The following is a 24,496-nucleotide window of genomic DNA, read 5'->3' as shown; positions in this document are numbered from 1 at the left end:
CGGTTGCCGGCCAGCGGCCGGCACTACCGCTTACTTGGCTTCAGCCTTGGACAACATGTCCTGCACCGAGCCCGTGGTGATCGGGTGGTAGCCCGGCTTGGCCTTCTCGAAGGCCTGCTTGGCCAGCTCCAGACCCTTCGGGGTCTTCACCAGTTCGGCGTAGATCGGCATGATCAGCTTGCGACGGCCGACGCGTTCGATGAACGCAGCTGCGCCTTCATTGGCCTGCTCGTAGCCGCTGCGGATCGCCAGCGGGTACCAGCGCATGGCGATCTCGCCATTAGGGGTGCCGGTGAAGTGGAAGGCCTTGTCCAGCGTGGCCAGCTTGTCCAGCGGCTGGGTGGCGCCCAGGCCGTCGATGAAGCGCACCCATTCCTGGGTGCTCCAGTCGGCGATGACCTGGCTGCTGGGCACGGTGCCGGCGCTGGCGAAGGCGATGCGCGCGGTATCGACGCTGCTGAAATTGCGCGACTGCGCCTTGGCCGCGAACGCGGGAATGCCCGGCTCATCCAGCCACGCCTTCAGTTCGGCTTCGGTCACGGCCGACGGATTCTTCGGCAGCAGGTTCTTCTTCAGGTACACGACGAACTGGTCGGTGTTCGCGCTCTGGAAGGCGTGGTCATCGAACCAGCCGCGCAGGAACGGATCGAAGGTTTCGCGGCCGAAGCGCTGTTCCAGGAATTCGAGGAACCACGAGCCCTTGACGTAGGCGACCTGGCTCAGTGCTTCATCCGGGTCACGCTCGTTCAACGGCGGCAGCGCCAGCGCCTGGTCGGCCGGGCTCATGTCCTTCACTTCGGCGAGCAGATCGGTCTGGTCGATCTGCTTTTCCATCTCGGCCATCTCCTTGCCGTACAGGGCTTCGGTGATGCGGCCCTGGACGTAGGTGGTGAAGCCTTCGTTGAGCCAGATGTCCTTCCAGCTGGCGTTGGTCACCAGGTTGCCCGACCAGCTGTGTGCCAGTTCATGGGCGACCAGCGAGACCAGCGACTTGTCGCCGACGATCACGGTCGGGGTGGCGAAGGTCAGGCGCGGGTTTTCCATGCCGCCGAACGGGAACGACGGCGGCAGCACCAGCATGTCGTAGCGGCCCCAGCGGTATTCGCCGTAGAGCTTCTCGGCGGCACCGATCATCTTCTCGGTGTCTTCGAATTCCTTGGCGGCCTTGTTGACCATGGTCGGCTCGGCCCAGACGCCGGAGCGGCCGGAGATCGGCTCGAACACCAGGTCGCCGGCGGCGATGGCCAGCAGGTAGGACGGAATCGGCTGCGGCATCTTGAAGGTGTAGTCACCGTCACGCGCGGCCTTCGGATCGTTGTCGGCGCTCATCAGCACCATCACGTCCGGGCGCGAGACCACGTGCGCGCTGTAGGTGAAGCGCACGCTCGGGGTGTCCTGCAGCGGTACCCAGGAGCGGGCGTGGATGGCCTGCGACTGGCTGAACATGAAGGGCAGTTTCTTGCCTTCGGTCATCGACGGCGCCAGCCACTGCAGGCCCGAGGCGGTCGGTGCGGTGTGGTAGGTCACTTCGACCTTGGCCGGCTGCTCGGGGGTTTCAATGGTCAGCTTGCTGCCGAACACCTTGTCGACCGGGGCCAGCGCGAACTGCAGCGGGCTGCGCGCACCATCGGCGCCGACGGCCTCGACCTTGGACACGCTCAGCTCACGGGTGTCGAGCACCAGCTGCTTGGCATCCTTCTGCTTCCACTCCAGGGTGTAGGTGGCGGTGCCGCCGATCTGCTTCTGGTCGAAGTCCAGCTTCAGATCCAGCGCGATGTCCTTGATGACGACCTTGTCCGGCTCGGCGTACGAGCTTTCGTCGTGGCTGCGGTTTTCGGCGTTCACGGGAGCGGCGGGGGCCTTTTCGGCAGTCGGGGCGGCGGCGGGCGCGGCCGCCTCCTGGGAGCAGCCGGCGGCCAGGGCCACGGCCAGCGGAAGGAGCATCAGCGGATTACGCATGAATCAGGACCGTTACGGGGATCAAGCCCCAATGGTACCTCGCTCCGGCCCCGCAGGCGTTGCGCGGTGCGGGGTAAGGCCGGCCGGGGGGCCGACCCTGCGCCTGGGGTGCATGCCAACCAAGGTTGGCATCTACAGGCAGGTGCCAACCTTGGTTGGCACGGATCCATCAACGCATGCAGCAGGCCCGTGCCGACCAAGGTCGGCACCCACCAGAGCAGATACCGGGATTTCCCCAGCCCAGGGCTTACAGCTTGTAGCCGGAGTGGATCGAGACGATGCCGCCGGTCAGGTTCTTGTAGTGGCAGCGCTCGAAACCGGCCTGCCCCATCATCGCCTTCAGTTCTTCCTGCGGCGGGTGCTTGCGGATGCTCTCGGCCAGGTACTGGTAGCTGTCCGAATCGTTGGCGAACAGCTTGCCCAGCTTCGGCAGGATCTTGAACGAGTGGAAATCGTAGATCGGCTTGAACCAGTCCGCGCTGACTTCGGAGAACTCCAAGACGCGGGCTTGGCCGCCCACCTTCAGCACCCGGTACATCTCGCGCAGGCCAGCATCCTTGTCGGTCACATTGCGCAGGCCGAAGGCGATGGTCACCAGATCGAAGCTGTTGTCCGGGAACGGCAGGGATTCGGCGTTGCACTGCACGTAGTCCAGCCCGAGCACCAGGCCGCGGTTGGTCAGGCGGTCGCGACCGACCGACAACATGCCGGCGTTGATGTCGCCCAGCACCACCGAGCCTTCGGCGCCTACGCGCTCCTTCAGCAGGGCGGCGATGTCGCCGGTGCCACCGGCCAGATCAAGCACGCGGTCGCCCGGCTTCACCTGCGCGGTGGCCACGTAGTAGCGCTTCCAGACCCGGTGCACGCCCATGCTCATCAGGTCGTTCATCAGGTCGTAGTTGCGCGCGACCGAGGTGAACACCTGGCCGACAAGCTTCTGCTTGTCCTTGGCGTCGACGTCGCGGAACCCGAAATGGGTGGTACCGGATTTGTAGGGGGATTCGCTCATGCCCCCGATTATCGCACCGCCGGGAGCCATCGGCACCCCCTGCCCGTATCATGACCGGCCACGACTTACCGGAGCCCCGCATGATCACCACGCCCGACTACCAGGCCCTGCTGCAGACCGCCATCGCCGAAGCCCGCCAGGGGCTGGCCGAGGGCGGCGTACCGATCGGCGCGGCGCTGTATCACAACGACGGCCGCCTGCTCGGCTGCGGGCACAACCGCCGTGTGCAGGAAGGCGACCCGTCGGTACACGGCGAGACCGATGCCTTCCGCAAGGCCGGCCGCCAGCGCCGCTACCAGGACACCATCATGGTCACCACCCTGGCACCGTGCTGGTACTGCTCGGGCCTGGTGCGCCAGTTCAACATCGGCACCGTAGTGGTAGGCGAATCGCGCACCTTCCAGGGCGGCATCGACTGGCTGCGGGAAAACGGCGTCAACGTGATCGACCTGGACAGCCAGGAATGCGTGGACCTGCTGGGCGGCTTCATTGCGCAGTACCCGGATATCTGGAACGAAGACATCGGTGAATGAACACCAGGCAGTTTCCTGTTGAACCCGCTTAATGAACGCTTCAGTGCCGGCACACCCCTGTGCCGGCAGCGTTTGCGGCGATCACCGTGAACCGGTGCACAGTCAGGTGGCCGGTGTGCATACACGCCGGTAACACCCGAGCCCGCCATCGCACCTAGGGTGGAATGACCGGGGCCCCTTTCCCCGGCGGAGCCAGCCATGTGCGCGCTCGCCCTACGCCCCACGCCCGACCCGGCCCTTGCCGGCATCCGCGACCGAATGACGCAGCAGTTCGCGCTGCATCGACGCACCGCGCCGTTCTGGACCGCTTACCAGGGATTGCAGCAGGAAGTGATCCGCGCCCACCCGCGCGATCATGTCCGGCTGTGCAACGCCATGGCCGACATCGCCGAAGACCTCGGTGCCGTGACCCACGCGCAGCTTCTCGATGGCAACACCGGCTGCACGCCGCGCTGACGCGGCATGCACCGGCGCATACGCCACACTGCGATGAACCCCCACTCCCATCCACCTCAACCGATTGGATCGACATGCACGCTGAAGTCCCCACCATTCCCCCGGTCATCAATGTTGATGCCGAGCTTGATCACTGGCGTCGCCAGCATGCCGACGGTGCATTGCCGCACAACTCGTTCGGCTCCTATGTACCTTGGATCAAGTTCGCCTGTGATTCGCTGATCACCCAGCCGCGCGCCAGCAATTCGCAGCGCGACGAGATGTTCCAGACCCAGTACGCGCTGCAGATCATGCCGCGCCTGAGCGAAGCCCAGGCCCGCGAGTTCGTTGATCGTTGCTGGCAGCATGTCTACCAGACCAGCCCGATTCGGCTGCAGGACGCTCCGCGCCTGCGCGCCTGAGCCGAACGGCGGCTGCACGGCCCCTGCACGGGCCACTGCCGATCATCTTCGTCACCTGAGTGGGATGACGATGATGAAAGCAAGAAACCTGTTCAATACGATCGCCAAGAAGGCCGCGGCCGCCACCGGTTCGCCGTGGACCTTCCTGGCCGCGGTGATGATCGTCGTGATCTGGGGCATCAGCGGGCCGGTGTTTGGTTTCAACGACACCTGGCAGCTGGTGATCAACACCGGCACCACGATCATCACCTTTCTCATGGTGTTCCTGATCCAGCACACGCAGAACGCCGACACCGCGGCGATGCAGATCAAACTGGACGAGTTGATCCGGGCAACGGCCGAAGCCAACAATGAGCTTCTGGACCTGGAAGAACTGGATGAAGAACGCCTGGAGGAAATCCGCGCCGAATACGAGCAGATGGCGCGCGAGGCCGGTGACGCGCTGGCGCGCGTTCGCGCGTGCCATGTGGCGCGGCGCGACGACGAAGCGGTGTAGCAGGCTTTGAAATGACAATGCCGGCCAGCGGCCGGCACTACCATTGATCTCCAGGTAGGTGCCAACCTTGGTTGGCACAGGGCCAGCGGCCTGCGCTGACGCATCCGTGCCAACCACGGTTGGCACCTACCGGAAGCGCGGACTACCCGCGCTCGTGCCAGCCGCCGCCAAGCACCTTGTACAGCGTGATGCGATTGGCCTGCTGTGCCAGCTGTGCCTGCAGCTGCGTCTGCTGCGCGTTGTAGGCGGTACGGCGCGCATCGAGCAGGGTCACGAAGCTGTCCAGGCCGGCGTCATAGCGTGCCTGCGACAGACGATTGGCCTGTTCGGCCGCCTCGACCAGGCGCTGCTGCGACGCAACCTGTTCGTCCAGGCTGACGTTCAGCGCCAGCGCATCGGCGGTTTCGCGGAAGCCCACCTGGATCGCTTTCTCGTACTGCGCCAGCGCGATGTCACGATCGGCGTTGGCAATGGCCAGGTTCGCGCGCAGCTTGCCACCCTGGAAGATCGGAAGCGTGATCTTCGGCAGGAAGCTCCATACGCGGGTGCCACTGTCGAACAGATTCGACAGTTCGTTCGAACCGCTGCCGATGCTGCCGGTCAGCGAGATGCTCGGGAAGAACGCCGCGCGCGCCGCGCCGATACTGGCGTTGGCGGCCAGCAGCTGATGCTCGGCGGACATGATGTCCGGGCGCTGCAACAGCACGTCGCTGGGCAGGCCCGCCGGCGGCGGGGCCAGCGCCAGCAGACTCGGCGCGACGGTATCCGGCAGCAGCGCCGGATCCAACTGGCCTCCGGCCAGCAGCGCCAGTGCGTTGCGGTCCTGGGACAGCTGGCCACGCAGGCGTGCAGCATCGGTGCGCGCGGTTTCAACCAGGGTACGGGTCTGGGTCAGTTCCAGTGCCGAGCTGCCACCACGTTCGTGGCGGGCCTCGGCCAGGCGCAGCGAATCCTCGTACGTCTTCAGCGTCGCTTCGGCGATCTTCAACCGCTGCGCGTCGGCGCCGTAGGTCAACCATGCGGTGGCGGTCTCGGCAACCAGGCTCAACTGCGCGTTGCGCCGGTTCGCGGCAACGGCGAAGTACTGCTGCAAGGCGGCCTCGCTGAGATTGCGCACGCGACCGAACAGATCCAGCTCGAACTCGGCCACACCAACACCGGCAGTGAACGACTCGGTGACGCCGGCATCGGTGCCGCGGCGATCCATCTGGCCGGTGACGGCTACGCCGGGCACACGATCGGCACGCTGCACGCGGTACTGGCCACGCGCGCGTTCAACATTGAGCACGGCCACGCGCAGGTCGCGGTTGTTCTGCAGCGACTGGTCGATCAGCTGCTGCAGGCGCGCATCGGTGAAGAAGTCGCGCCAGCCGACGGCAGCGACATCGGCCACCTGGCCCTGCGCGACCTCGGCCGGCCACTGCGCCGGAATCGCCGGGGCCACGGCGGTATCCTTCGGTACCAGGGTGGAGCAGCCGGCCAGCGCAAGCGCGGCGGCCAGGGATACAGCAAGAGAAGAGAATTTCATGGCGACACCTTGGGGGTCACGGTGGTAGCGCCGGGCCGTGCCCGGCGGCTACGCGGTGAGGCATCCGCCGGGCATGGCCCGGCGCTACCGGATTTCATCACTCGGCGGTCTTGCGCTTGAACACGCGTTGCACCACCACGAAGAACAGCGGCACGAAGAACACGCCCAGCACGGTGCCGACAATCATGCCGCCGAGCACGCCGGTACCGATCGCCTGCTTGGCGCCGGAACCGGCACCGGTGGAGATCGCCAGTGGCAGCACGCCCATGCCGAAGGCCAGCGAGGTCATGATGATCGGGCGCAGGCGGTCGCGGACCGCATGCATCGTCGCCTCGATCAGCCCCGCGCCCTTCTCCAGGTGTTCCTTGGCAAATTCGACGATCAGGATCGCGTTCTTGCTGGTCAGGCCCACCGTGGTCAGCATCGCCACCTGGAAGTAGATGTCACGCTCCATGCCACGGAAGGTATTGGCCAGCACTGCACCAAGGATGCCCAGCGGCGCCACCAGCAGCACCGAGGTCGGCACGCTCCAGCTTTCGTACAGGGCCGCAAGACACAGGAACACGATCATCAGCGACAGCGTGTACAGCAGCGGCGTCTGCGAGCCCGCCTGGCGTTCCTGATAGGACATCGCCGTCCACTCGACACCGAAGCCCTGCGGCAGCTGCTTGGCCAGCTGTTCGATCTCGGCCATCGCATCACCCGAGGCCACGCCCGGCGCCGGCTCACCCTGGATCTCGGAGGCCGACACGCCGTTGTAACGCTCCAGTCGCGGCGAGCCGTAGTCCCACTTCTTGCTGGCGAAAGCGCTGAACGGAACCATCTCGCCCTTGTCGTTCTTCACCGACCAGAGATCGAAGTCCTCCGGCACCATGCGGAACGCCTGGTCGGCCTGCACGAACACGCGCTTGACGCGGCCGCGATCGACGAAGTCATCGATGTACGAGCTGCCCCACGCGGTAGCCAGGGTGGCGTTGATCTGGTCGACCGACAGGCCCAGCGAGGTCGCCTTGGCCACATCGATATCGATGCGGAACTGCGGCGTGTCTTCCTGGCCGTTCGGACGCACGTTGGCCAGCTTGCTGCTCTGGGCCGCCAGGCCCAGCAGCTGGTTGCGCGCGGCCACCAACGCTTCATGGCCCTGGCCGCTGTTGTCCTTCAGGAAGAAGGTATAGCCCGAGGCGGTGCCCAGTTCCGGAATGGCCGGCGGCGGGAAGGCAAAGATGAAGGCATCCTTGATCTGTCCCAGTGCGGCCATCGCACGGCCAGTAATCGGCATCACACCGTTGTCAGCATCACGGTCCTTCCAGTCCTTCAGCTTGACGAAGGCCATGCCCGCGTTCTGGCCCATGCCGGCGAAGCTGAAGCCCTGCACGGAGAACACCGACTCGACGGCATCCTTCTCGTTTTCCATGAAGTGCTTTTCAAGCGCGGCGATCGATTCCAGCGTGCGCTCCTGGGTGGCACCGACCGGCGCCTGTACCAGCGCCATCAGCACGCCCTGGTCTTCATTGGGAAGGAACGAGCTGGGCAGGCGCACGAACAGCACGCCCATCAGCAGGAACAGTGCGGCGACGATGCCCATGAACCGCCACGGACGGTGCAGGATGCCGCGCACGCCACGCTGGTAGCTTTCGCTGGTGCGATCGAAACCACGGTTGAAGCCATTGAAGAAACGGCCCGACCAGCCCTTGTGTGCAACGTGATGCTCGCCCTTCTTCAGCGGCTTGAGCATGGTGGCGCACAGCGCCGGGGTCAGCACGATCGCCACCAGCACCGACAACGCCATCGCAGAAACGATCGTGGCTGAGAACTGCCGGTAGATGACGCCAGTGGAGCCACTCATGAAGGCCATCGGCACGAACACCGCCGACAGCACCAGGCCGATACCCACCAGTGCGCCGGTGATCTGGCCCATCGACTTGCGGGTGGCTTCCAGTGGCGACAGGCCCTCTTCGGACATGATGCGCTCGACGTTCTCCACCACCACGATGGCGTCATCCACCAGCAGGCCGATGGCCAGCACCATCGCGAACATGGTCAGCATGTTCACCGAGAAGCCCAGCACCGACAGCACGCCGAAGGTACCCAGCAGCACCACCGGCACGGCGATGGTCGGGATCAGGGTGGCGCGGAAGTTCTGCAGGAACAGGTACATCACCACGAACACCAGCACGATCGCTTCGATCAGGGTCTGCACCACGCCCTTGATCGAGACGCGCACGAACGGAGTGGTGTCGTACGGGATCTCGGCCTTCAGGCCCGCCGGGAAGAAGCCTTCCAGTTCCTTCAGGGTTGCATCGACACCGGCCGCGGTGTCCAGCGCGTTGGCGCCGGTGGCCAGGGTGACTGCCAGGCCGCTGGCCGGCTGGCCGTTGTAGCGGGTGACGAAGTCGTAGGACTCGGCACCCAGTTCGACGCGGGCGACGTCACCCAGGCGCAGCTCGGCACCGTCCTGCGCGCCACGCACGATGATGTTGCGGAACTGCTCCGGGGTCTGCAGGCGCGACTGTGCGTTGATGGTGGCGTTGAGCTGCTGGCCCTTCACCGACGGCGCACCACCCAGCTGGCCGATGGCCACCTGTGCGTTCTGTGCCTTGATCGCGGCGGTCACTTCCGGCACCGACAGGCCATAGGTGTGCAGCTTGTTCGGGTCCAGCCAGATGCGCATGGCGTACTTGCCACCGAACACCTGGATGTTGCCCACGCCTGGCACGCGGCTCAAGCGGTCCACGACATTGGAACCGACGTAGTCGGCGATGTCGTTGGCATCCATGCTGCCGTCTTCGGACACGAACGCGATGACGTTGAGGAAGCCCGAACTGGACTTGGCCACGTTGATGCCCTGCCGCTGCACTTCCTGCGGCAGCAGCGGCATGGCCAGCTGCAGCTTGTTCTGCACCTGCACCTGGGCGATGTCCGGGTTGGTGCCGCTCTCGAAGGTCAGGGTGATGGTGGCCTGGCCGTTGGACGAGCTGTTGGAGGAGAAGTAGATCAGGCCATCAAGGCCCTTCATGTTCTGCTCGATGATCTGCGTCACCGAGTCTTCGACCACCTTGGCCGAAGCACCCGGGTAGCTGGCGCTGATTTCCACCGCCGGCGGTGCGACGTTGGGATACATCGAGATCGGCAGCTTGAACAAAGCCAGGCCGCCGGCGAGCATGATGATGATCGCGATGACCCACGCGAAGATGGGTCGATCGATGAAGAAACGTGCCATGGGGTTCTCCGCTTACTTCGCGCCTGCGGCCGGGGCTGCAGGTTGGGCTGCGGCCGGCTTGGCCGGGGCGGCGCCCTGTTCGGTGGCGTTCACGGGCATGCCCGGGCCGATCTTCTGCAGGCCTTCGACAATGACCTTGTCGCCGGCCTTCAGGCCGTCCTCGACCAGCCACTTGTCGCCGACGGTACGGCTGACCTTGACCGGGCGCGCCTCGACCTTGTTGTCCTTGTCGACCACCATGGCGCTGGTGTCGCCCTTCGGATCGCGGGCGATGCCCTGCATCGGCACCAGCACCGCATCGCTGCGCACGCCACCGCCGATGACCGCGCGCACGTACATGCCCGGCATCAGCAGGCCATCGGGATTGTCGACCTTGACCCGCAGGCCGAAGCTGCCGGTGGCCGGGTCAACGCTGACTTCGGAGAACTCCAGCGTGCCCTTGTGCTGGAAGGTGCTGCCGTCTTCCATCAGGATGCTGACCGGGGTCTGCTGGTTGTCCTGCAGGCGGCCGGCAGCCAGTTCGCGGCGCAGCTGCAACAGTTCGGCCGAGGACTGGGTCAGGTCGACGTAGATCGGGTCCAGCTGCTGCACGGTGGCCAGCGCGGTGGCCTGGCCGGCACTGACCAGCGCGCCCTGGGTAACGCTGGACTTGCCGATGCGGCCGCTGATCGGCGCAGTGATGCGCGCGTAGCCGAGGGTGACGTTGGCCGCATCCAGCGTTGCCTTGGCAGCGCCGACGTCTGCTTCGGCCTGCTTCTGCGCAGCCACGGCGTTTTCCAGATCCTGCTGGCTGACCGCGTCGACCTTGGCCAGCTCGGTGATGCGCTTGGCGCTCAGGCGGGCGGCATTAGCGGTCGCTTCGGCGCGGGCCAGCTGGGCACGCGCGCTGTTGGCCTGGGCGCGGTAGCTCGCGTCCTCGATCTGGTACAGCGGCTCGCCTGCCTTGACCATGCCGCCCTCGGTGAACAGGCGCTTGGCGACGATGCCGTTGACCTGCGGGCGCACTTCAGCGACCAGGAACGCATTGGTACGGCCCGGCAGTTCTCGGGTCAGACCCACGGTTTCGGACTTCAGCGTCACCACGGTGACGTTGCCCGGGCCCTGTTCGGGGGCCTGGGGTTGGCCGCCACAGGCAGCCACGGTCGCGGCGATCGCCAGCGACAGTGCAAAGGGTCGGATTCGGCTCAGCAACATGACGGAAAGGCTCTTGAAGGAAAGGGTCTCAGCCAGCGCTGATACGGCGGACCCTCCACCACAAACAGTGAAGACCGTGCGAACAGCGCCCACCCGGGTGGAGTGGGAGCCGGACGGGCCTGCCACGCACACGGCGGGAATGATGGGAACGAAATATACATACATGCGTGTTTGTTTGTAAACCGGTACAATTCAGCCACGTTTCACCCGCACTCGTACCGACCCATGGCCCGCAAGACCAAAGAGGACACCCAGGCAACCCGGGAAGGCATCCTTGACGCCGCCGAAGCCTGCTTCCATGAACACGGCGTGGCCCGTACCACGCTGGAGATGATCGGTGCCCGTGCCGGCTACACCCGCGGCGCGGTCTACTGGCACTTCAAGAACAAGAGCGAGGTGCTGACCGCGATCGTCGAACGGGTGCACCTGCCTTTCATGCAGGAACTGGAGCGCACCTCCACCGACCAGCGCGACACGCCGGTGCACGACCTGCGTGCGGTGATGATCCACTCGTTCATCGAGCTGTCCGAGGATGAGCGCCTGCGCAAGACCATGGAGATCATGCTGCGCAGCGACGCCTCGGCCGATACCAAGGTGCTGACCGAACTACAGCAGGCCGGCTTCCGCGATGCGCTGGACCGCATGGAACGCGCCCTGCGCCGTGCGCAGGATCTGGGCCAGCTGCGCGAAGGCGCCGACCCGAAGATCGCCGCACGCATGCTGCACGCCACCGTGCTGGGCGTGCTGCACGGGGCGATGGTCGAACCGGACCTGATGGACCTCAAGCGCGACGGCATGCTCGCACTGGACATGACCCTGGCCGCCTACGTGAAGGAAGGCGTGTTCGTTCCTGGAACGGTGCCCGAGCCGTTGCCGGAAGCGTGAGGGCGCCACCGGGCATGACCCGGCGCTACCGTAGTAGATCCACGCCATGCGTGGATGCAAACGGAAAAGGCCGCCTTTCGGCGGCCTTCTCATTTACAGGATGTAGCGGCTCAGGTCCGGGTCCTGCACCAGCTCACCCAGGTGCGCATCGACGTAGGCGCTGTCGATGGCCAGGGTCTCGCCGTCGCGGTCCGGTGCCTCGTAGCTGAGCGAATCCAGCAGGCGCTCCAGCACCGTATGCAGGCGGCGGGCACCGATGTTCTCCTGGCGTTCGTTCACCTGGAAGGCGATCTCGGCCAGGCGATCGATGGCATCGGCGGTGAAGCTGACCTTGACGCCTTCCGTAGCGAGCAGCGCTTCGTACTGCTTGGTCAGCGCGGCCTTCGGTTCGGTCAGGATGCGCACGAAATCCTGCTTGCTCAGCGCACCCAGCTCCACGCGGATCGGGAAGCGGCCCTGCAGCTCCGGAATCAGGTCGCTGGGCTTGGCCAGGTGGAACGCACCAGAGGCGATGAACAGGATATGGTCGGTCTTGATCGTGCCGTACTTGGTCGACACGTTGGAGCCTTCCACCAGCGGCAGCAGATCGCGCTGCACGCCTTCGCGCGAAACATCACCACCGCCCACGTTATCGCCGCGCTTGGCGACCTTGTCGATCTCGTCGATGAAGACGATGCCGTGCTGCTCGCAGGCTTCAATCGCAGCGGTGCGGATGTCATCTTCGTTGACCAGCTTGCCGGCTTCTTCTTCCAGCAGCAGGGGGCGTGCGGCCTTGATGGTCAGCGTGCGCTTGTGCGCCTTGGCACCGCCGCCAAGATTGGCGAACATCGACTTCAGCTGCTGGCCCATTTCTTCCATGCCCGGCGGGGTCATGATGTCCATGCTGACGTTGGCCGACAGATCCAGTTCGATCTCGCGCTCGTCCAGCTCGCCATTGCGCAGCATCTTGCGGAACTTGATGCGGGTCTCGTTGTCCTGCGCCGACGGCTCGTTGCGCGCCACCTCCGGATCGAAGCCAATGCCACCGCTGCGGCGCGGCAGCAGCGCATCGAGGATGCGGTCTTCGGCACGCTCTTCGGCCTGGGTACGCACGCGCACCTTGGCCTGTTCGCGGTACAGCTTCACCGCGGTATCGGCCAGGTCGCGGATGATCTGCTCCACGTCCTTGCCGACGTAGCCCACTTCGGTGAAGCGGGTGGCTTCGACCTTGACGAACGGTGCATTGGCCAACGTGGCCAGGCGACGCGCGATCTCGGTCTTGCCGACGCCGGTCGGGCCGATCATCAGGATGTTCTTCGGCATGACTTCGTTGCGCAGCTCAGGCTCCAGCTGCATGCGGCGCCAGCGGTTGCGCAGGGCAATGGCCACCGCGCGCTTGGCATCGTGCTGGCCAACGATGTGCCGGTCCAGTTCCTGCACGATCTCGCGCGGGGTCATGGTGGCGGAGGAAACTTCAATCTTGTGCGGCATGGGTGTGCTCACGAATGCGTTGTCGGTAGCGCCGGGCCATGCCCGGCGGATCGGGAATGCCGGTGACGGTTCCCCGTCACAACTCCTCAACCACCACGTTGCGGTTGGTGTAGATGCAGATGTCGCCGGCGATGCCGATTGCTTCGCTGGCGATGGTGCGTGCATCCAGTTCGGTGTGCGCCATCAGCGCGCGTGCCGCGGACAATGCGTAGGAACCGCCGGAACCGATGGCGATGATGCCGTCCTCCGGCTCGATCACATCGCCGGTGCCACTGATGATCAGCGAGGTTTCCTTGTCGGCCACCGCCAACAGGGCTTCGAGCTTGCCGAGGCGGCGCTCGGTGCGCCAATCCTTGGCCAGCTCGACCGCCGCGCGCTGCAGCTGGCCGTGCTTTTCCAGCTTGGCCTCGAACAGCTCGAACAGGGTGAAGGCATCGGCGGCGGCACCGGCGAAGCCGGCCAGCACCTGGCCATCACGGCCGAGGCGGCGCACCTTGCGCGCATTGCCCTTCATCACGGTGTGGCCCAGCGTGACCTGGCCGTCACCGGCAATGGCCACGTGCTCGCCGCGACGGACGCAGACGATGGTGGTGGCGTGGAAAACGTTGGGATTTTGACTGGGGTCCATGCGGCCTCCGATAGCTGTTCCCGGGAGATGGGGACAGCGCCGGGTGCGATCAAGCCTGCGCGGATGGCTGCCGTTCAGCGCTTGGCCGCGCCCTATGGGCAGGAGGGCGCCCTTCCAGCGAGCGCATCGCAATCCGCGCGGACCCCGCCGCCCGAACGTGGAACGACGGCCGTTCAGCGCTTGGCCTGCGAAGGCCGCTCCGGATTCGGTTCGATGCCCCAGGCGATGTACCAGTCTTCGCCCTGCGTCTCGATCGGGTGCTGGGTGCGTCCGGACCCGTTGCCGCACGCCAATGCGTCAGCCGCGCAGTAGCGGTCGCAGCCCCAGCAGATGCGTTCGGGGTGCTTGGGGTGCAGCGGAATGGGCTTCGCCATGGTGGCGGTTTCCTCGTGGCCTGTGGCCACGGTGCGCCGGTTGCACCCGCCCTGCCCTGATCCAGATCAAGGGCGGGACATACCGGTAGCGCAGGGCCATGCCTGGCGAACGCGCAGCGCTCGGGTGTTCGGGAAACGGATCGCACAGCCACCGGGCGTGGCCAGGCGCTACTCGGCCTTGTTGCGGCGCTTCGCGCGCGGATGCGCGGCATCGTAGACCTTGGCCAGGTACTGGAAGTCGAGGTGGGTATAGATCTGGGTGGTGGCGATGTCGGCATGGCCGAGCAGTTCCTGCACACCGCGCAGATCGCCGGACGATTCGAGGATGTGGCTGGCAAAACTGTGCCGCAGCATATGCGGGTGCACGTGCTTGAACAGGCCCTGGCGCTGCGCCAGCTGGCGGATGCGGATCTGCACCGCGCGTTGGCTGATCGGCCCGTTGCGGCCGGGAAACACCGGCATGGCCGGCCCGCCACCACTTTCTGCACGCCACGCCTGCAGCGCTTCGCGCGCCGGCCGCCCGAACGGCACCCGCCGCTGGCGATTGCCCTTACCCAGCACGTTGACCAGCCCGCTGGCGAAGTCCAGATCACGCCAGACCAATCCGCACACTTCGCTCAGGCGCAGACCGGAGGAATAGAACAGTTCCAGCAGCGCGCGATCGCGCCGGCCGAGTTCGCCTTCCGGTTCCAGTTCGACCAGTTGCACGGCTTCATCGGCATCGAGTACCTGCGGCAGGCGGCGTGGTGCGCGCGGTGCCTTCAGCGTGGCCGCCGGGCTGACTTCGATACGGCCGTGCTTGAGCAGCCATGCATAGAAGCTGCGACAGGCCGACAACCGGCGTTGCAGGCTCTTGGCCGACAGGCCCCGCCGATGTTCATCGGCGATGAACTGGCGCAGCGTTTCGGCATCAAGTGCTTCCACCGACACGCCACGCGGTTCGGCCCACACCGACAGCGCATCCAGGTCGCGGCGGTAGGCGTCGAGCGTATGCGCCGACATCCGCCGCTCCACCTGAAGGTGCTGCAGGAAGGCCTGTACTGCGCTCATCGCCGTAAAGTCCTGCTCAGTCCCGGAAGCGCTTCAGGCCGGTGACCAGCGCATCGCCCATCATGCGCAGGAACAGCGTACCCATGCCCGGGTAGAAGCGGTTCGGGTCGTGGCTGCCGACCGCGATCAGGCCAACGCCCGGCAGTGGCAGCAACGCGGTGGTCTGCACTTCTTCGCTGCGCACGCCGTACAGGACGGCGTTCTTCTCCGGCTGCAAGCGGCCACAGATCGGCTCGCCGTCTTTGAGGCAATCGCGGAACGGGCCCAGCTGCGCATCATCGGCGGCGATCACCTGCAGCCAGTCCGCCTGTTCCAGCCCGGCCACCGGCGCGTGCACCACCAATCGCACCAGATCACCGGCGAAATCTTCCTGCAGCGAGGCGGCCATCGCGCGCAGGGTGTCAGCGGCGTTGTCCTGCTTCATCAGCGCAAGGGTGAGCTGGTGCGTGCGCACCGCCAGGCGTTCATTGACCTGGGCGGTCGCACCCAGGTCGGCCAACCGTCGCGCCAGCTCGCGGTTCTTCTCGCGCAGCACTTCCAGCTGGTAGCTGGCCAGCGACGCGGTCGGGCCGTCATCGCGTGGCACCACCAGGGTCAGGGCCAGGTCCGGGAACTGCTTGAGGAAGCCGGGATGGCGCCGCAACCAGGCAGCGACTTCATGGGCTCCGAGCTTGTCGACGGTTTCGGTCATGCGATCCACTCCCCTTCGAAGACGAATGCGGTCGGGCCAGCCATCACCACCGGCTGGCCGTCGCCCGGCCACTGGATGCGCAGCTCGCCGCCGGGCAGGCTGATGCGCGCATCGCGCTGCAGGCGCCCGCGCTGCATCAGGGTGACAGCAGCAGCGCAGGCACCGCTGCCGCAGGCCAGGGTTTCACCGACGCCGCGCTCGAACACGCGCAGGCGTGCGTGCGCCGGGCTCATCACCTGGGCAAAACCCACGTTCACCGAACGCGGGAACGAGGCATGCTGCTGCAGCAGCGAACCGATGCGCTCAACCGGTGCGGCATCGATCAGACCGACTTCAATCACTGCGTGTGGGTTGCCCATCGATACCGCAGCAAAACGCACGGTTTCACCCTGCAGCGGCAACAGGTACTCCTCACGCGGATGGGCGAAGCCCACCAGCGGCACGTTGGCCGGCTCGAATGCAGGCACGCCCATCGCCACCGCGTACTGGCCATCGCCCAGCACCTTTACCGCGTGACTGGCCAGCGGGCTGTCGATGGCGAACGCGTCGCCCTGTGCACTGCCCTCGCGTACCAGCCAGGCGGCGATGCAGCGCGCGCCGTTGCCGCACTGCTCGGAGTTGGAACCGTCGGCATTCCAGATGCGGTACGAAGCCACTGAGCCTTCCGCGCGCGGCGCTTCGATGGTCAGGATCTGATCGCAGCCGACGCCGGTGTGGCGGTCGGCCAGGCGCGCGGCCAGTTCAGGCGTGGGCGGCGCGGTGCCGTCGCGCAGGTCGATCACTACGAAATCATTGCCCGCGCCATGCATCTTGCTGAAGCGCAGGGCCTTGGAACCGGCCTTACTCATTCCCGCCGCCCACCTTCTTCGCAGGCGCAGGCGCCGGTTGGGGGGTGGGTGCAGCCGGGTCTGCGGTCGTGGCCGGGGTGCCGCTGCCCTGGTTCTCCGCCGGGGTCGCCTCGGTGGCGGGCTCGGCAACCGGTTCGACCAGTTCTTCGACCGGTACCGGCTTCTGCGGCAGTACCAGCGGGCCCTTGTTGCCGCAGGCGGCGAGGAACAGCAGCGAAGATGCTGCCAGCGGAATCAGGATGGCGTTTCGATGGGGGATCTTCATGCCCCGAGTATAGCCATTGGTGGCTGAGCGGTTGGTGCAGGGAATCGGGTTGCCGGCCAGCGGCCGGCACCACCGCAGGCGGTCAATCCGCGGGTGGCGGCAGCGGTCGGGTCCACAACCAGATCGCCACCACCGTCATGCTGCCGATCGAGAACCACTTCACCCACGCGATCGGTACGCACCACAGCATGATGCCGGCGCACACCGCCATGGTGATCGTGGCCATCCACTTGCCGTAGCGGCTGACTGCACCATGGGCCTGCCAGTTGGCGATAGCGGGGCCGAAGCGCGGGTGTTGCAGCAGCCAGGTGTGCAGGCGTTCGGAACCGCGCGAGGCGGCCCAGGCCGAGATAAGGATGAATACGGTGGTCGGCAGCCCTGGCACGAAGATGCCGACGATGCCGGTGCCCAGGCTGGCATAGGCCAGCAGCCACCACGCCCAGCGGAACCGCACCGGCCGGGTGGGCGCTGGCAGGTCCTTGGTGGCGGGCGGTTCGGGCAGGCTCATCGCGCAAGGATACCCAGCGCAGGTGGCGGCGGCGATATCACCGCCGCCACGATGCGTCATTCCGTCGCAGCGCCGGCATCGGGCGTTTCGATACCCAGCTGCTGCAGCACGAACGCATACGATTCGGACAGTTCGCGGTAACGCTGGAAGCGCCCGGACTTGCCGCCGTGGCCGGCTTCCATGTTGGTGCGGAACAGGATCGGCAAGTGCCCGGTGTTGTCGTCACGCAGCTTGGCCACCCACTTGGCCGGCTCCCAGTACTGCACCTGCGAATCCCACAGGCCAGTGCCCACGAACAACGCCGGGTACGCCTGCGGCTTGACGTTGTCGTAGGGCGAATAGGAAAGCATGTAGTCGTAGTACGGCTTCTGCTCCGGGTTGCCCCACTCGTCGTACTCGTTGGTGGTCAGCGGGATGGTCGGATCAAGCATGGTGGTGACCACGTCCACGAACGGCACCTGCGCCACCATCACCCGGTAGTCCTGCGGGGCCTGGTTGGCCACCGCGCCCATCAGCAGGCCACCGGCGCTGCCACCGGACGCGGCCACGCGATCCTTCGCTGCCCAGCCCTGCGCCACCAGGCCACGGGTGACGTCGATGAAGTCGTTGAAGGTGTTCTGCTTGTGCAGCAGCTTGCCATTCTCGTACCAGTCCCGGCCCATTTCCTGGCCACCACGGATATGCGCAATGGCATACACCACGCCACGGTCGAGCAGGCTCACTGCCGTCTGGTTGAAGTACGGGTCCATCGACATGCCATAGCTGCCGTAGGCGTACTGGAACAGCGCGCCCTTGCCGTCCTTCTGGTAACCCTTGCGATAGACCAGCGACACCGGCACCTTCACCCCATCGCGCGCGGTGATCCACACGCGGTCGGTTTCGTACTTCGAGGCGTCATAGCCGATCACCGGCTGCACCTTCAGCTGGCGACGCTCGCCGGTGGCGGTGTTCAGTTCGAACACCGTGGTCGGTGTGGTCATGGAGGTATAGACGTAGCGCAACCACGGCGTATTGGCCTCGGTGTTGTCGCCCAGGCCCATCGAGTACGCCGGCTCGTCGGCCTTCACGTAGTCGCTGCGGCCGTCCTTGAACAGCAGACGGATGCGCTCCAGGCCCTCGGAGCGTTCAGCAATGGCGGTGTACGCATCGAACAGTTCGAAGCCTTCGATGAACACCGCATCGTCGTGCGCGATCCAGTCTTTCCATTGCGCACGCGAGGTAGCATCGGTCGGTGCGGTAACCAGCTTGAAGTTTTTTGCACCGTCGTTGGTGCGGATCACCCAGCGGCCATCGAAGTGGTCGGCGTCGTACTCGACATCACGCTGGCGCGGGGCCAGCACGGTGAAATTCGTCGGGTCGCTAGCCGGCGCGTAGCGCTCTTCCGAGGACACAGTGCTGTGCACGCCAATGGTGATGAAGCGATCGTCGCGGGTGCGGCCGATGCCCATGTAGAAGCTGTCGTCCTTTTCTTCGTAGACGACGGTGTCGGCGCTGGCCGGGGTGCCCAACACATGCTTTTTCACGCGCACGGTCAGCAGCGTTTCCGGATCGTTCTCGACGTACAGCACGGTGCGGTTGTCGTCGGCCCAGACCAGGTCGCCGGAGCTGCCGCTGATCACATCGGGCAGCACCTTGCCGGTGGCCAGGTCCTTGAAGCGGATGGTGTACTGGCGGCGGCCGACATCATCATCGGCCCAGGCCAGTAGTTGGTTGTCCTGGCTGACTTCCATCGATCCGACGCTGAAGTAGCCCTTGCCGGCGGCCATCGTGTTGACGTCCAGCAGGATTTCCTCGGCAGCGTCCATACCGCCCTTGCGGCGCGCGTGGATCGGGTAGTCCTGACCGGTCTCGAAGCGGCTGTAGTACCAGTACCCGCGCTCGCGCGCCGGCACGCTGGAATCGTCCTGCTTGATGCGGCCGACGATCTCCTTGTACAGGGTGTCTTCCAGCGGCTTCAGCGGTGCCAGCAGCTGGTCGGCATAGGCATTCTCGGCCTGCAGGTAGGCCAGCATGTCCTTGTTCTCGCGCTTGTCGTCGCGCAGCCAGTAGTAGTCATCGTTACGGGTCGCGCCGAACGGCGCCTTGACCACGTGCGGATGCTTGGTGGCATCCGGCGGAACGGGCGGCGTGGCGGCGGTAGCGGTGGTGGTCATCAGGCTCGCGAGCAACAGGCAGAGAGTGGATTTCATGAGATAAGGCTCCAGGCGCATCAATGCAATGGTCTTCGGCGGGTTCAGATCCCTTTTCCCGAAAAGGGATCTGACCCCAATCCCGGCGACGCGGCAACCCTGCGGATCGTCATGGTGGCCATGCCTGCCGGTAGTGCCGGCCGCTGGCCGGCAACCTCACGGCCTGCGGGTAGATCAGTTGCCGGCCAGCGGCCGGCACTACCCCCGGCGCGCGGCGTACCATGGGGGCATGAGTACCCTGCCCCATACGCCGGGCTACAGCCGGCGCAGCCATGAAATCGCTCCGTTCCACGTAATGTCCCTGCTGGCCCGCGCTCAGGCGCTGGAGCAGGCCGGCCATGATGTGATCCACCTGGAAATCGGCGAACCGGACTTCACCACGGCCGAACCGGTCGTCCGGGCCGGCCAGGCGGCACTGGCCGCCGGCCATACCCGCTACACCGCCGCGCGTGGCCTGCCGGCCCTGCGCCAGGCGATCAGCGGCTTCTATCGCAGCCATTACGGGCTGGATATCGATCCCGAACGCATCCTGGTCACCCCCGGCGGCTCCGGCGCGCTGCTGCTGGCCAGCAGCCTGCTGGTCGATCCCGGCCGCCACTGGCTGCTGGCCGACCCCGGCTATCCGTGCAACCGTCATTTCCTGCGCCTGGTGGAAGGCGGCGCCCAGCTGGTTCCGGTCGGCCCGGACACCGCCTATCAACTGACACCTTCGCTGGTGGAGCAGTACTGGAATGCCGACAGTGTCGGCGCGCTGGTCGCTTCACCCGCCAACCCGACCGGCACCGTGCTCTCCGCCGGCGAACTGGCGGCGCTGTCGCAGGCCCTGCACGCGCGCGGCGGCCACCTGGTGGTGGACGAGATCTACCACGGCCTGACCTACGGCCTGGACGCAGCCAGCGTGCTGCAGGTGGATGACAGCGCGTTCGTACTGAACAGCTTCTCCAAGTACTTCGGCATGACCGGCTGGCGGTTGGGCTGGCTGGTCGCGCCGCCGGCAGCCGTGCCGGATCTGGAGAAGCTGGCGCAGAACCTGTACATCAGCGCGTCCAGCATCGCCCAGCACGCCGCACTGGCCTGCTTCAGCGAGGAATCGATGGCGATCTTCGAACAGCGCCGCCAGGCATTCCAGCAACGACGCGACTATCTGCTACCGGCACTGCGTCAACTCGGTTTCCGCATTGAAGTAGAGCCGCAGGGCGCGTTCTACCTGTACGCCGATGTCAGCGCGTTCACCGACGACGCGCAGGCGTTCTGCGCGCACTTTCTGGAAACCGAGCACGTGGCATTCACCCCTGGGCTGGATTTCGGCTTCCACCGTTCGAACCAGCACGTGCGCCTGGCCTATACCCAGGAAGTGCCGCGGTTGCAGGAGGCGGTGGAGCGGATTGCGCGCGGGTTGAAGAGCTGGGCAGGCTGACCCGGTAACGTCCACCGCATCCACGCATGGCGTGGATCTACTGGTCCGGCGCACGGCACACCGGTAGATCCACGCCATGCGTGGATACGTGGCCCCAACGAAAAACGCCGCCCGAAGGCGGCGTTTTTCATTCCATCACTTACCGCCCAACCGCTCCCACAGGAAGCTGTAGGCCAGCGCCGACATGTGCGCGGCCTGCGCGTTGTTGGCTGCACCGCCGTGGCCACCTTCGATGTTCTCGTAGTAGGTCACGTCCTTGCCGGCGTCGATCATCTTCGCCGCCATCTTGCGGGCATGGCCCGGGTGCACGCGGTCATCGCGGGTGGAGGTGGTGAACAGCACCGGCGGGTAGTTCTTCTTCGCGTCGAACAGGTGGTACGGCGAGAAGGTCTTGATGAACTCCCAGTCGCTGGTGTCCGGGTTGCCGTACTCGGCCATCCACGATGCACCTGCCAACAGGTGGCTGTAGCGCTTCATGTCCAGCAGCGGCACCTGCACCACCACCGCACCGAACAGCTCCGGGTACTGGGTCAGCATGTTGCCGGTGAGCAGGCCACCGTTGCTGCCGCCCTGCACGCCCAGGTGCTTGGCCGAGGTGATCTTGCGGGTGACCAGATCCTGCGCCACCGCGGCCATGTCTTCATACGCCTTGTGGCGGTTCTGCTTCAGTGCCGCCTGGTGCCAGCGCGGGCCGTACTCGCCACCACCACGGATGTTGGCAACCACGTACACGCCACCCTTCTCCAGCCAGGCACGGCCCATGCCACCGGAGTAGTTCGGGGTCAGCGAGATCTCGAAGCCGCCGTAGCCGTACAGCAGGGTCGGGTTGGCGCCATCCAGCTTCATCGCCTTGTCGTGCACCACGAAGTACGGCACGCGGGTGCCATCCTTGCTGGTCGCGAAGTGCTGCTCGATCACCTTGTCCTTGGCATCGAAGAAAGCCGGCATGGTCTTGAGCACTTCCGGCGCCTTGCCGATCTCGGCCAGCGCCAGCGTGGTCGGGGTCAGGTAATCGGTGGCGGTCAACCACACCGCATCACTGTCGTTGCTGTCCACTGCCGCAACGCCAAGCGTACCGAACGCCGGTGCACCGACGAACGCACTCTTCTGCCAGCCCTTCTCGCCCGGGGTCAACACCGACAGGCGGTTCTTGACGTCGTCCAGCACGTTCAGCACCAGGTGGTTCTGGGTCCACGAGGCACTGGCCAGCGAGGTGGTTGCGGTCGGAGTGAACAGCACCTCGAAATCACGCTTGCCGGCCAGGAAGTCGTCCAGCTTGGTCGCCAGCAGCGAACCGGAGGCATAGGTCTTGCCGCCCACGGTCCACGCATCGCGCAGCTCCAGGGTCAGCCACTGCTTGTGCAGGCCCTTCTCGGCCGAATTCGGTGCGTCGATCTTGGTCAGCGTGCCGTTGTCGTTACGCAGGTAGATCTCGTTGTTGTAGAAGGCCAGCGTGCGGCTGACCAGGTTACGCTCGAAGCCCGGCGTGTCATCGTGCATCGCCGCGATGTACATGTCTTCCGGCTTGCCTTCATACACCACACTGGCCGAGGCCATCGGCGTGCCACGCTTCCACAGCTTGGCTACGCGCGGGTAGCCGGAGGTGGTCATCGAGCCGGCACCGAAATCGGTGTAGACGAACACCGTGTCGCGATCGATCCAGTTGAGGCCGCCCTTCGATTCCGGACGGAAGAAGCCGTCCTTGATCCAGGACTTGTTGGACAGGTCGAACTCACGGGTGACATCGGCATCGGCGCCGCCGCGTGACAGCGCGATCAGGCAGCGGCTGTAGTCAGGGCGCAGGCAGTCGGCACCGTGCCAGACCCAGTTTTCGCCCTCGGCCTTGTTCAACGCGTCCAGGTCGAGCACGGTTTCCCACTGCGGCGCGGCCTTGCGGTACTCGGCCAGCGTGGTGCGCCGCCACAGGCCGCGCTCGTGCTGCTTGTCCTTCCAGAAGTTGTAGTAGTAATCGCCGATCTTCTGCACGCCCGGGATCTTCGCGTCGGAGTCGAGCACCTCGCGGATGCTGGTCTCCATCTGCTTGAAGGCCGGGGTCTGCGCCAGGCGACCTTCGGACTTGGCGTTCTGTTCCTTGACCCAGGACAGCGGCTTGTCGCCAGTGACGTCCTCCAGCCAGGCGTAGCGATCGGTTTCTTCAGCGGCCACGGCGGTCCCCACCGAGGCAGCGGTCATCATGCCGGCCAACAGGCAGGCGGAAGCGAGTCGTGACATTGCAGCTCCAGGCAGTCATAAGCCAAAGAACGCTAGCACGGAACATCGCAGCCACCCCGTGTCGAAGGTCAGGCCGGGGCCGTCGAGCTGCGCCGGCCTCGAGGCGCCCCGCTACGGCGGCGGCGCGCCTGTCCACCGGTACGCCGTGCCAGCCGCAGCCACGACAGGCGCGGCAACGGAAAGCGCAGCAGCGCCCACCAGGCAACCAGCGGCATGCCCACCAGCCACATCGGCAGCCAGCCCAGCCAGGCGCTGCTGCCGCGCGCGGCCGGCCAGACCAGCACCAGCGCCAGGCCGGCCAGGGCCAACTGCTGCACGCTGCGCAGCAGGCGCGGGTCGGCACGCTCGAGGATGACGCGTTCAGTTGCAGGGCGACGGGCGCTACGTGCGTTCATGGGGCTTCTCCGGTAGACAATGCAACACAGCTTGGGCATGCCCCTTCTCACAGGTTGCGACACCATTGACGGATCGCGTGCACACAGTTGACCATGCGCGTGCAAGCCCACTGGAGCACGCTCCCGCATGACCTCGATCCGCCCACTCTGCGCCGTACTGCTGGCCCTGTCCCTGGCGGGCCCCGCCGTGGCGGCCAGTGAGCCGACGTCGCCCCGTGCCAGCGCGCCGCGCGCTGCCGCCCTGGACGCACCGATCGACCTGAAGCGCTTCATGGGCACCTGGTATGTGATCGGCCGCGTGCCGAACTTCATCGAACGCGGCCATGTTGCCAGCGTCAATCAGTACGAACTGCGCGACGAACACAAGGTCGGCATCACCTACCGCTACCGCGATGGGTTTGGCGAACCGCTGCAGGAAGTCCGCGCCCGCGCCAGCGTCGACCCGGACAGCGGCAACCATGGCTGGCGCACCTGGTTCTATCGCGTGGTGCCCACGCACTCACGCGTGCTGGAAGTGGCCCCGGACTATTCATGGGCACTGATCGGCTACCCGGGCCGCGAGATGGCCTGGATCTTCTCGCGCACGCCGGACATGGACAAAGCTCTGTACAAGGAGCTGGCCGAGCGCCTGCGTGACGAGTACGGCGTGAACACCGACAAGCTCAAGCGCGTGCCGCAGCACCCCGAGCAGGTCGGCAAGCTGGGCTACGAAGTACCGAACGTGCGCTGACCGCACGTGGGATTGCCG

Annotated in this window: 23 protein-coding genes; 7 read left to right on the top strand and 16 right to left on the bottom strand. The window is 65.8% G+C overall.

Features of this window, described 5'->3' with window-relative positions:
- Positions 1-30: 30 nt before the first annotated feature.
- Positions 31-1,959, bottom strand: a complete 1,929-nt coding sequence (locus ABR323_RS18905) for a M1 family metallopeptidase (protein ID WP_135275137.1) — start codon at positions 1,957-1,959, stop codon at positions 31-33.
- Between the two features lie 247 nt (positions 1,960-2,206).
- A complete protein-coding gene (gene ubiE / locus ABR323_RS18900; RefSeq protein ID WP_439450395.1) occupies positions 2,207-2,968 on the bottom strand; it encodes a bifunctional demethylmenaquinone methyltransferase/2-methoxy-6-polyprenyl-1,4-benzoquinol methylase UbiE in 762 nt (253 codons plus the stop codon).
- An 80-nt stretch (positions 2,969-3,048) separates the two neighbouring features.
- Here ubiE and ABR323_RS18895 point away from each other — a divergent pair, with 80 nt between their 5' ends.
- The 4 genes from ABR323_RS18895 to ABR323_RS18880 all read left to right on the top strand — a co-directional run bounded on the left by ABR323_RS18895 (position 3,049) and on the right by ABR323_RS18880 (position 4,854).
- Positions 3,049-3,501 carry a nucleoside deaminase gene (locus tag ABR323_RS18895; protein ID WP_439450394.1) on the top strand — a complete coding sequence of 151 codons (453 nt, stop codon included), beginning with the start codon at positions 3,049-3,051 and terminating at the stop codon, positions 3,499-3,501.
- 198 nt (positions 3,502-3,699) lie between these two features.
- Positions 3,700-3,957 (top strand): hypothetical protein, encoded by a 258-nt coding sequence (locus ABR323_RS18890; protein ID WP_135275140.1) that lies wholly within the window; start codon positions 3,700-3,702, stop codon positions 3,955-3,957.
- Between the two features lie 74 nt (positions 3,958-4,031).
- Positions 4,032-4,358, top strand: coding sequence for a hypothetical protein (locus ABR323_RS18885; RefSeq protein ID WP_135275141.1), 327 nt, complete (start codon positions 4,032-4,034; stop codon positions 4,356-4,358).
- A 73-nt stretch (positions 4,359-4,431) separates the two neighbouring features.
- The gene (locus ABR323_RS18880; RefSeq protein ID WP_439450406.1) at positions 4,432-4,854 is read left to right on the top strand and encodes a low affinity iron permease family protein; all 423 of its coding nucleotides are present in this window, start codon (positions 4,432-4,434) and stop codon (positions 4,852-4,854) included.
- A gap of 142 nt (positions 4,855-4,996) precedes the next feature.
- On the opposite strand, the gene smeF is transcribed toward ABR323_RS18880, so the two are convergent.
- From smeF to smeD, 3 genes are all read right to left on the bottom strand, one after another.
- Positions 4,997-6,382, bottom strand: coding sequence for a multidrug efflux RND transporter outer membrane subunit SmeF (gene smeF, locus ABR323_RS18875; protein ID WP_135275144.1), 1,386 nt, complete (start codon positions 6,380-6,382; stop codon positions 4,997-4,999).
- 97 nt (positions 6,383-6,479) lie between these two features.
- Positions 6,480-9,602 (bottom strand): multidrug efflux RND transporter permease subunit SmeE, encoded by a 3,123-nt coding sequence (gene smeE, locus ABR323_RS18870; protein ID WP_439450393.1) that lies wholly within the window; start codon positions 9,600-9,602, stop codon positions 6,480-6,482.
- Positions 9,603-9,614: 12 nt separating this feature from the next.
- Complete coding sequence (gene smeD / locus ABR323_RS18865) at positions 9,615-10,796, bottom strand: multidrug efflux RND transporter periplasmic adaptor subunit SmeD (protein ID WP_439450392.1); 1,182 nt, start codon at positions 10,794-10,796, stop codon at positions 9,615-9,617.
- A gap of 225 nt (positions 10,797-11,021) precedes the next feature.
- On the opposite strand from smeD, the gene smeT reads away from it, so the two are divergent.
- Entirely contained in the window at positions 11,022-11,681 is a 660-nt protein-coding gene (smeT, locus tag ABR323_RS18860) for an efflux transporter SmeDEF transcriptional repressor SmeT (RefSeq protein ID WP_012512143.1), read from the top strand.
- A 93-nt stretch (positions 11,682-11,774) separates the two neighbouring features.
- Here the strand turns inward: smeT and hslU are convergent, their stop codons facing one another.
- The 9 genes from hslU to ABR323_RS18815 all read right to left on the bottom strand — a co-directional run bounded on the left by hslU (position 11,775) and on the right by ABR323_RS18815 (position 19,704).
- A complete protein-coding gene (gene hslU, locus ABR323_RS18855; RefSeq protein WP_439450391.1) occupies positions 11,775-13,151 on the bottom strand; it encodes an ATP-dependent protease ATPase subunit HslU in 1,377 nt (458 codons plus the stop codon).
- 76 nt (positions 13,152-13,227) lie between these two features.
- The gene (gene hslV / locus ABR323_RS18850) at positions 13,228-13,779 is read right to left on the bottom strand and encodes an ATP-dependent protease subunit HslV (RefSeq protein ID WP_005411093.1); all 552 of its coding nucleotides are present in this window, start codon (positions 13,777-13,779) and stop codon (positions 13,228-13,230) included.
- Between the two features lie 173 nt (positions 13,780-13,952).
- On the bottom strand, positions 13,953-14,153 hold the full coding sequence (locus ABR323_RS18845) for a DUF3079 domain-containing protein (protein WP_439450390.1): 201 nt from the start codon (positions 14,151-14,153) through the stop codon (positions 13,953-13,955).
- A 168-nt stretch (positions 14,154-14,321) separates the two neighbouring features.
- The gene (xerC, locus tag ABR323_RS18840; protein WP_439450389.1) at positions 14,322-15,203 is read right to left on the bottom strand and encodes a tyrosine recombinase XerC; all 882 of its coding nucleotides are present in this window, start codon (positions 15,201-15,203) and stop codon (positions 14,322-14,324) included.
- A gap of 16 nt (positions 15,204-15,219) precedes the next feature.
- Positions 15,220-15,894, bottom strand: a complete 675-nt coding sequence (locus ABR323_RS18835) for a DUF484 family protein (RefSeq protein WP_135275150.1) — start codon at positions 15,892-15,894, stop codon at positions 15,220-15,222.
- Complete coding sequence (gene dapF / locus ABR323_RS18830) at positions 15,891-16,742, bottom strand: diaminopimelate epimerase (protein WP_439450388.1); 852 nt, start codon at positions 16,740-16,742, stop codon at positions 15,891-15,893. The genes ABR323_RS18835 and dapF overlap by 4 nt, the downstream gene beginning before the upstream one ends.
- Positions 16,735-17,007, bottom strand: coding sequence for an LPS translocon maturation chaperone LptM (gene lptM, locus ABR323_RS18825; protein WP_439450387.1), 273 nt, complete (start codon positions 17,005-17,007; stop codon positions 16,735-16,737). The genes dapF and lptM overlap by 8 nt, the downstream gene beginning before the upstream one ends.
- 82 nt (positions 17,008-17,089) lie before the next feature.
- Positions 17,090-17,515: a YbaN family protein gene (locus tag ABR323_RS18820; protein ID WP_135275153.1), complete on the bottom strand. Its 426-nt coding sequence runs from the start codon at positions 17,513-17,515 to the stop codon at positions 17,090-17,092.
- Positions 17,516-17,571: 56 nt separating this feature from the next.
- The gene (locus ABR323_RS18815; RefSeq protein ID WP_135275154.1) at positions 17,572-19,704 is read right to left on the bottom strand and encodes a S9 family peptidase; all 2,133 of its coding nucleotides are present in this window, start codon (positions 19,702-19,704) and stop codon (positions 17,572-17,574) included.
- 229 nt (positions 19,705-19,933) lie between these two features.
- On the opposite strand from ABR323_RS18815, the gene ABR323_RS18810 reads away from it, so the two are divergent.
- Positions 19,934-21,121 carry a pyridoxal phosphate-dependent aminotransferase gene (locus ABR323_RS18810; protein ID WP_439450386.1) on the top strand — a complete coding sequence of 396 codons (1,188 nt, stop codon included), beginning with the start codon at positions 19,934-19,936 and terminating at the stop codon, positions 21,119-21,121.
- Positions 21,122-21,256: 135 nt separating this feature from the next.
- Here ABR323_RS18810 and ABR323_RS18805 read toward each other — a convergent pair whose 3' ends face one another.
- Together ABR323_RS18805 and ABR323_RS18800 are read right to left on the bottom strand one after the other, a co-directional pair.
- A complete protein-coding gene (locus ABR323_RS18805; protein WP_439450385.1) occupies positions 21,257-23,353 on the bottom strand; it encodes a prolyl oligopeptidase family serine peptidase in 2,097 nt (698 codons plus the stop codon).
- Positions 23,354-23,421: 68 nt separating this feature from the next.
- Positions 23,422-23,748: a hypothetical protein gene (locus ABR323_RS18800; protein WP_135275157.1), complete on the bottom strand. Its 327-nt coding sequence runs from the start codon at positions 23,746-23,748 to the stop codon at positions 23,422-23,424.
- A 127-nt stretch (positions 23,749-23,875) separates the two neighbouring features.
- On the opposite strand from ABR323_RS18800, the gene ABR323_RS18795 reads away from it, so the two are divergent.
- Positions 23,876-24,478, top strand: a complete 603-nt coding sequence (locus ABR323_RS18795; RefSeq protein WP_439450384.1) for a lipocalin family protein — start codon at positions 23,876-23,878, stop codon at positions 24,476-24,478.
- Positions 24,479-24,496: the final 18 nt, after the last annotated feature.

Source organism: Stenotrophomonas sp. ATs4, from assembly GCF_051861585.1.
Classification (GTDB): Bacteria; Pseudomonadota; Gammaproteobacteria; order Xanthomonadales; family Xanthomonadaceae; genus Stenotrophomonas; species Stenotrophomonas maltophilia_AS.
Note: the sequence above shows the minus strand (reverse complement) of the source record. Positions and strands in the feature narration are given on the sequence as shown.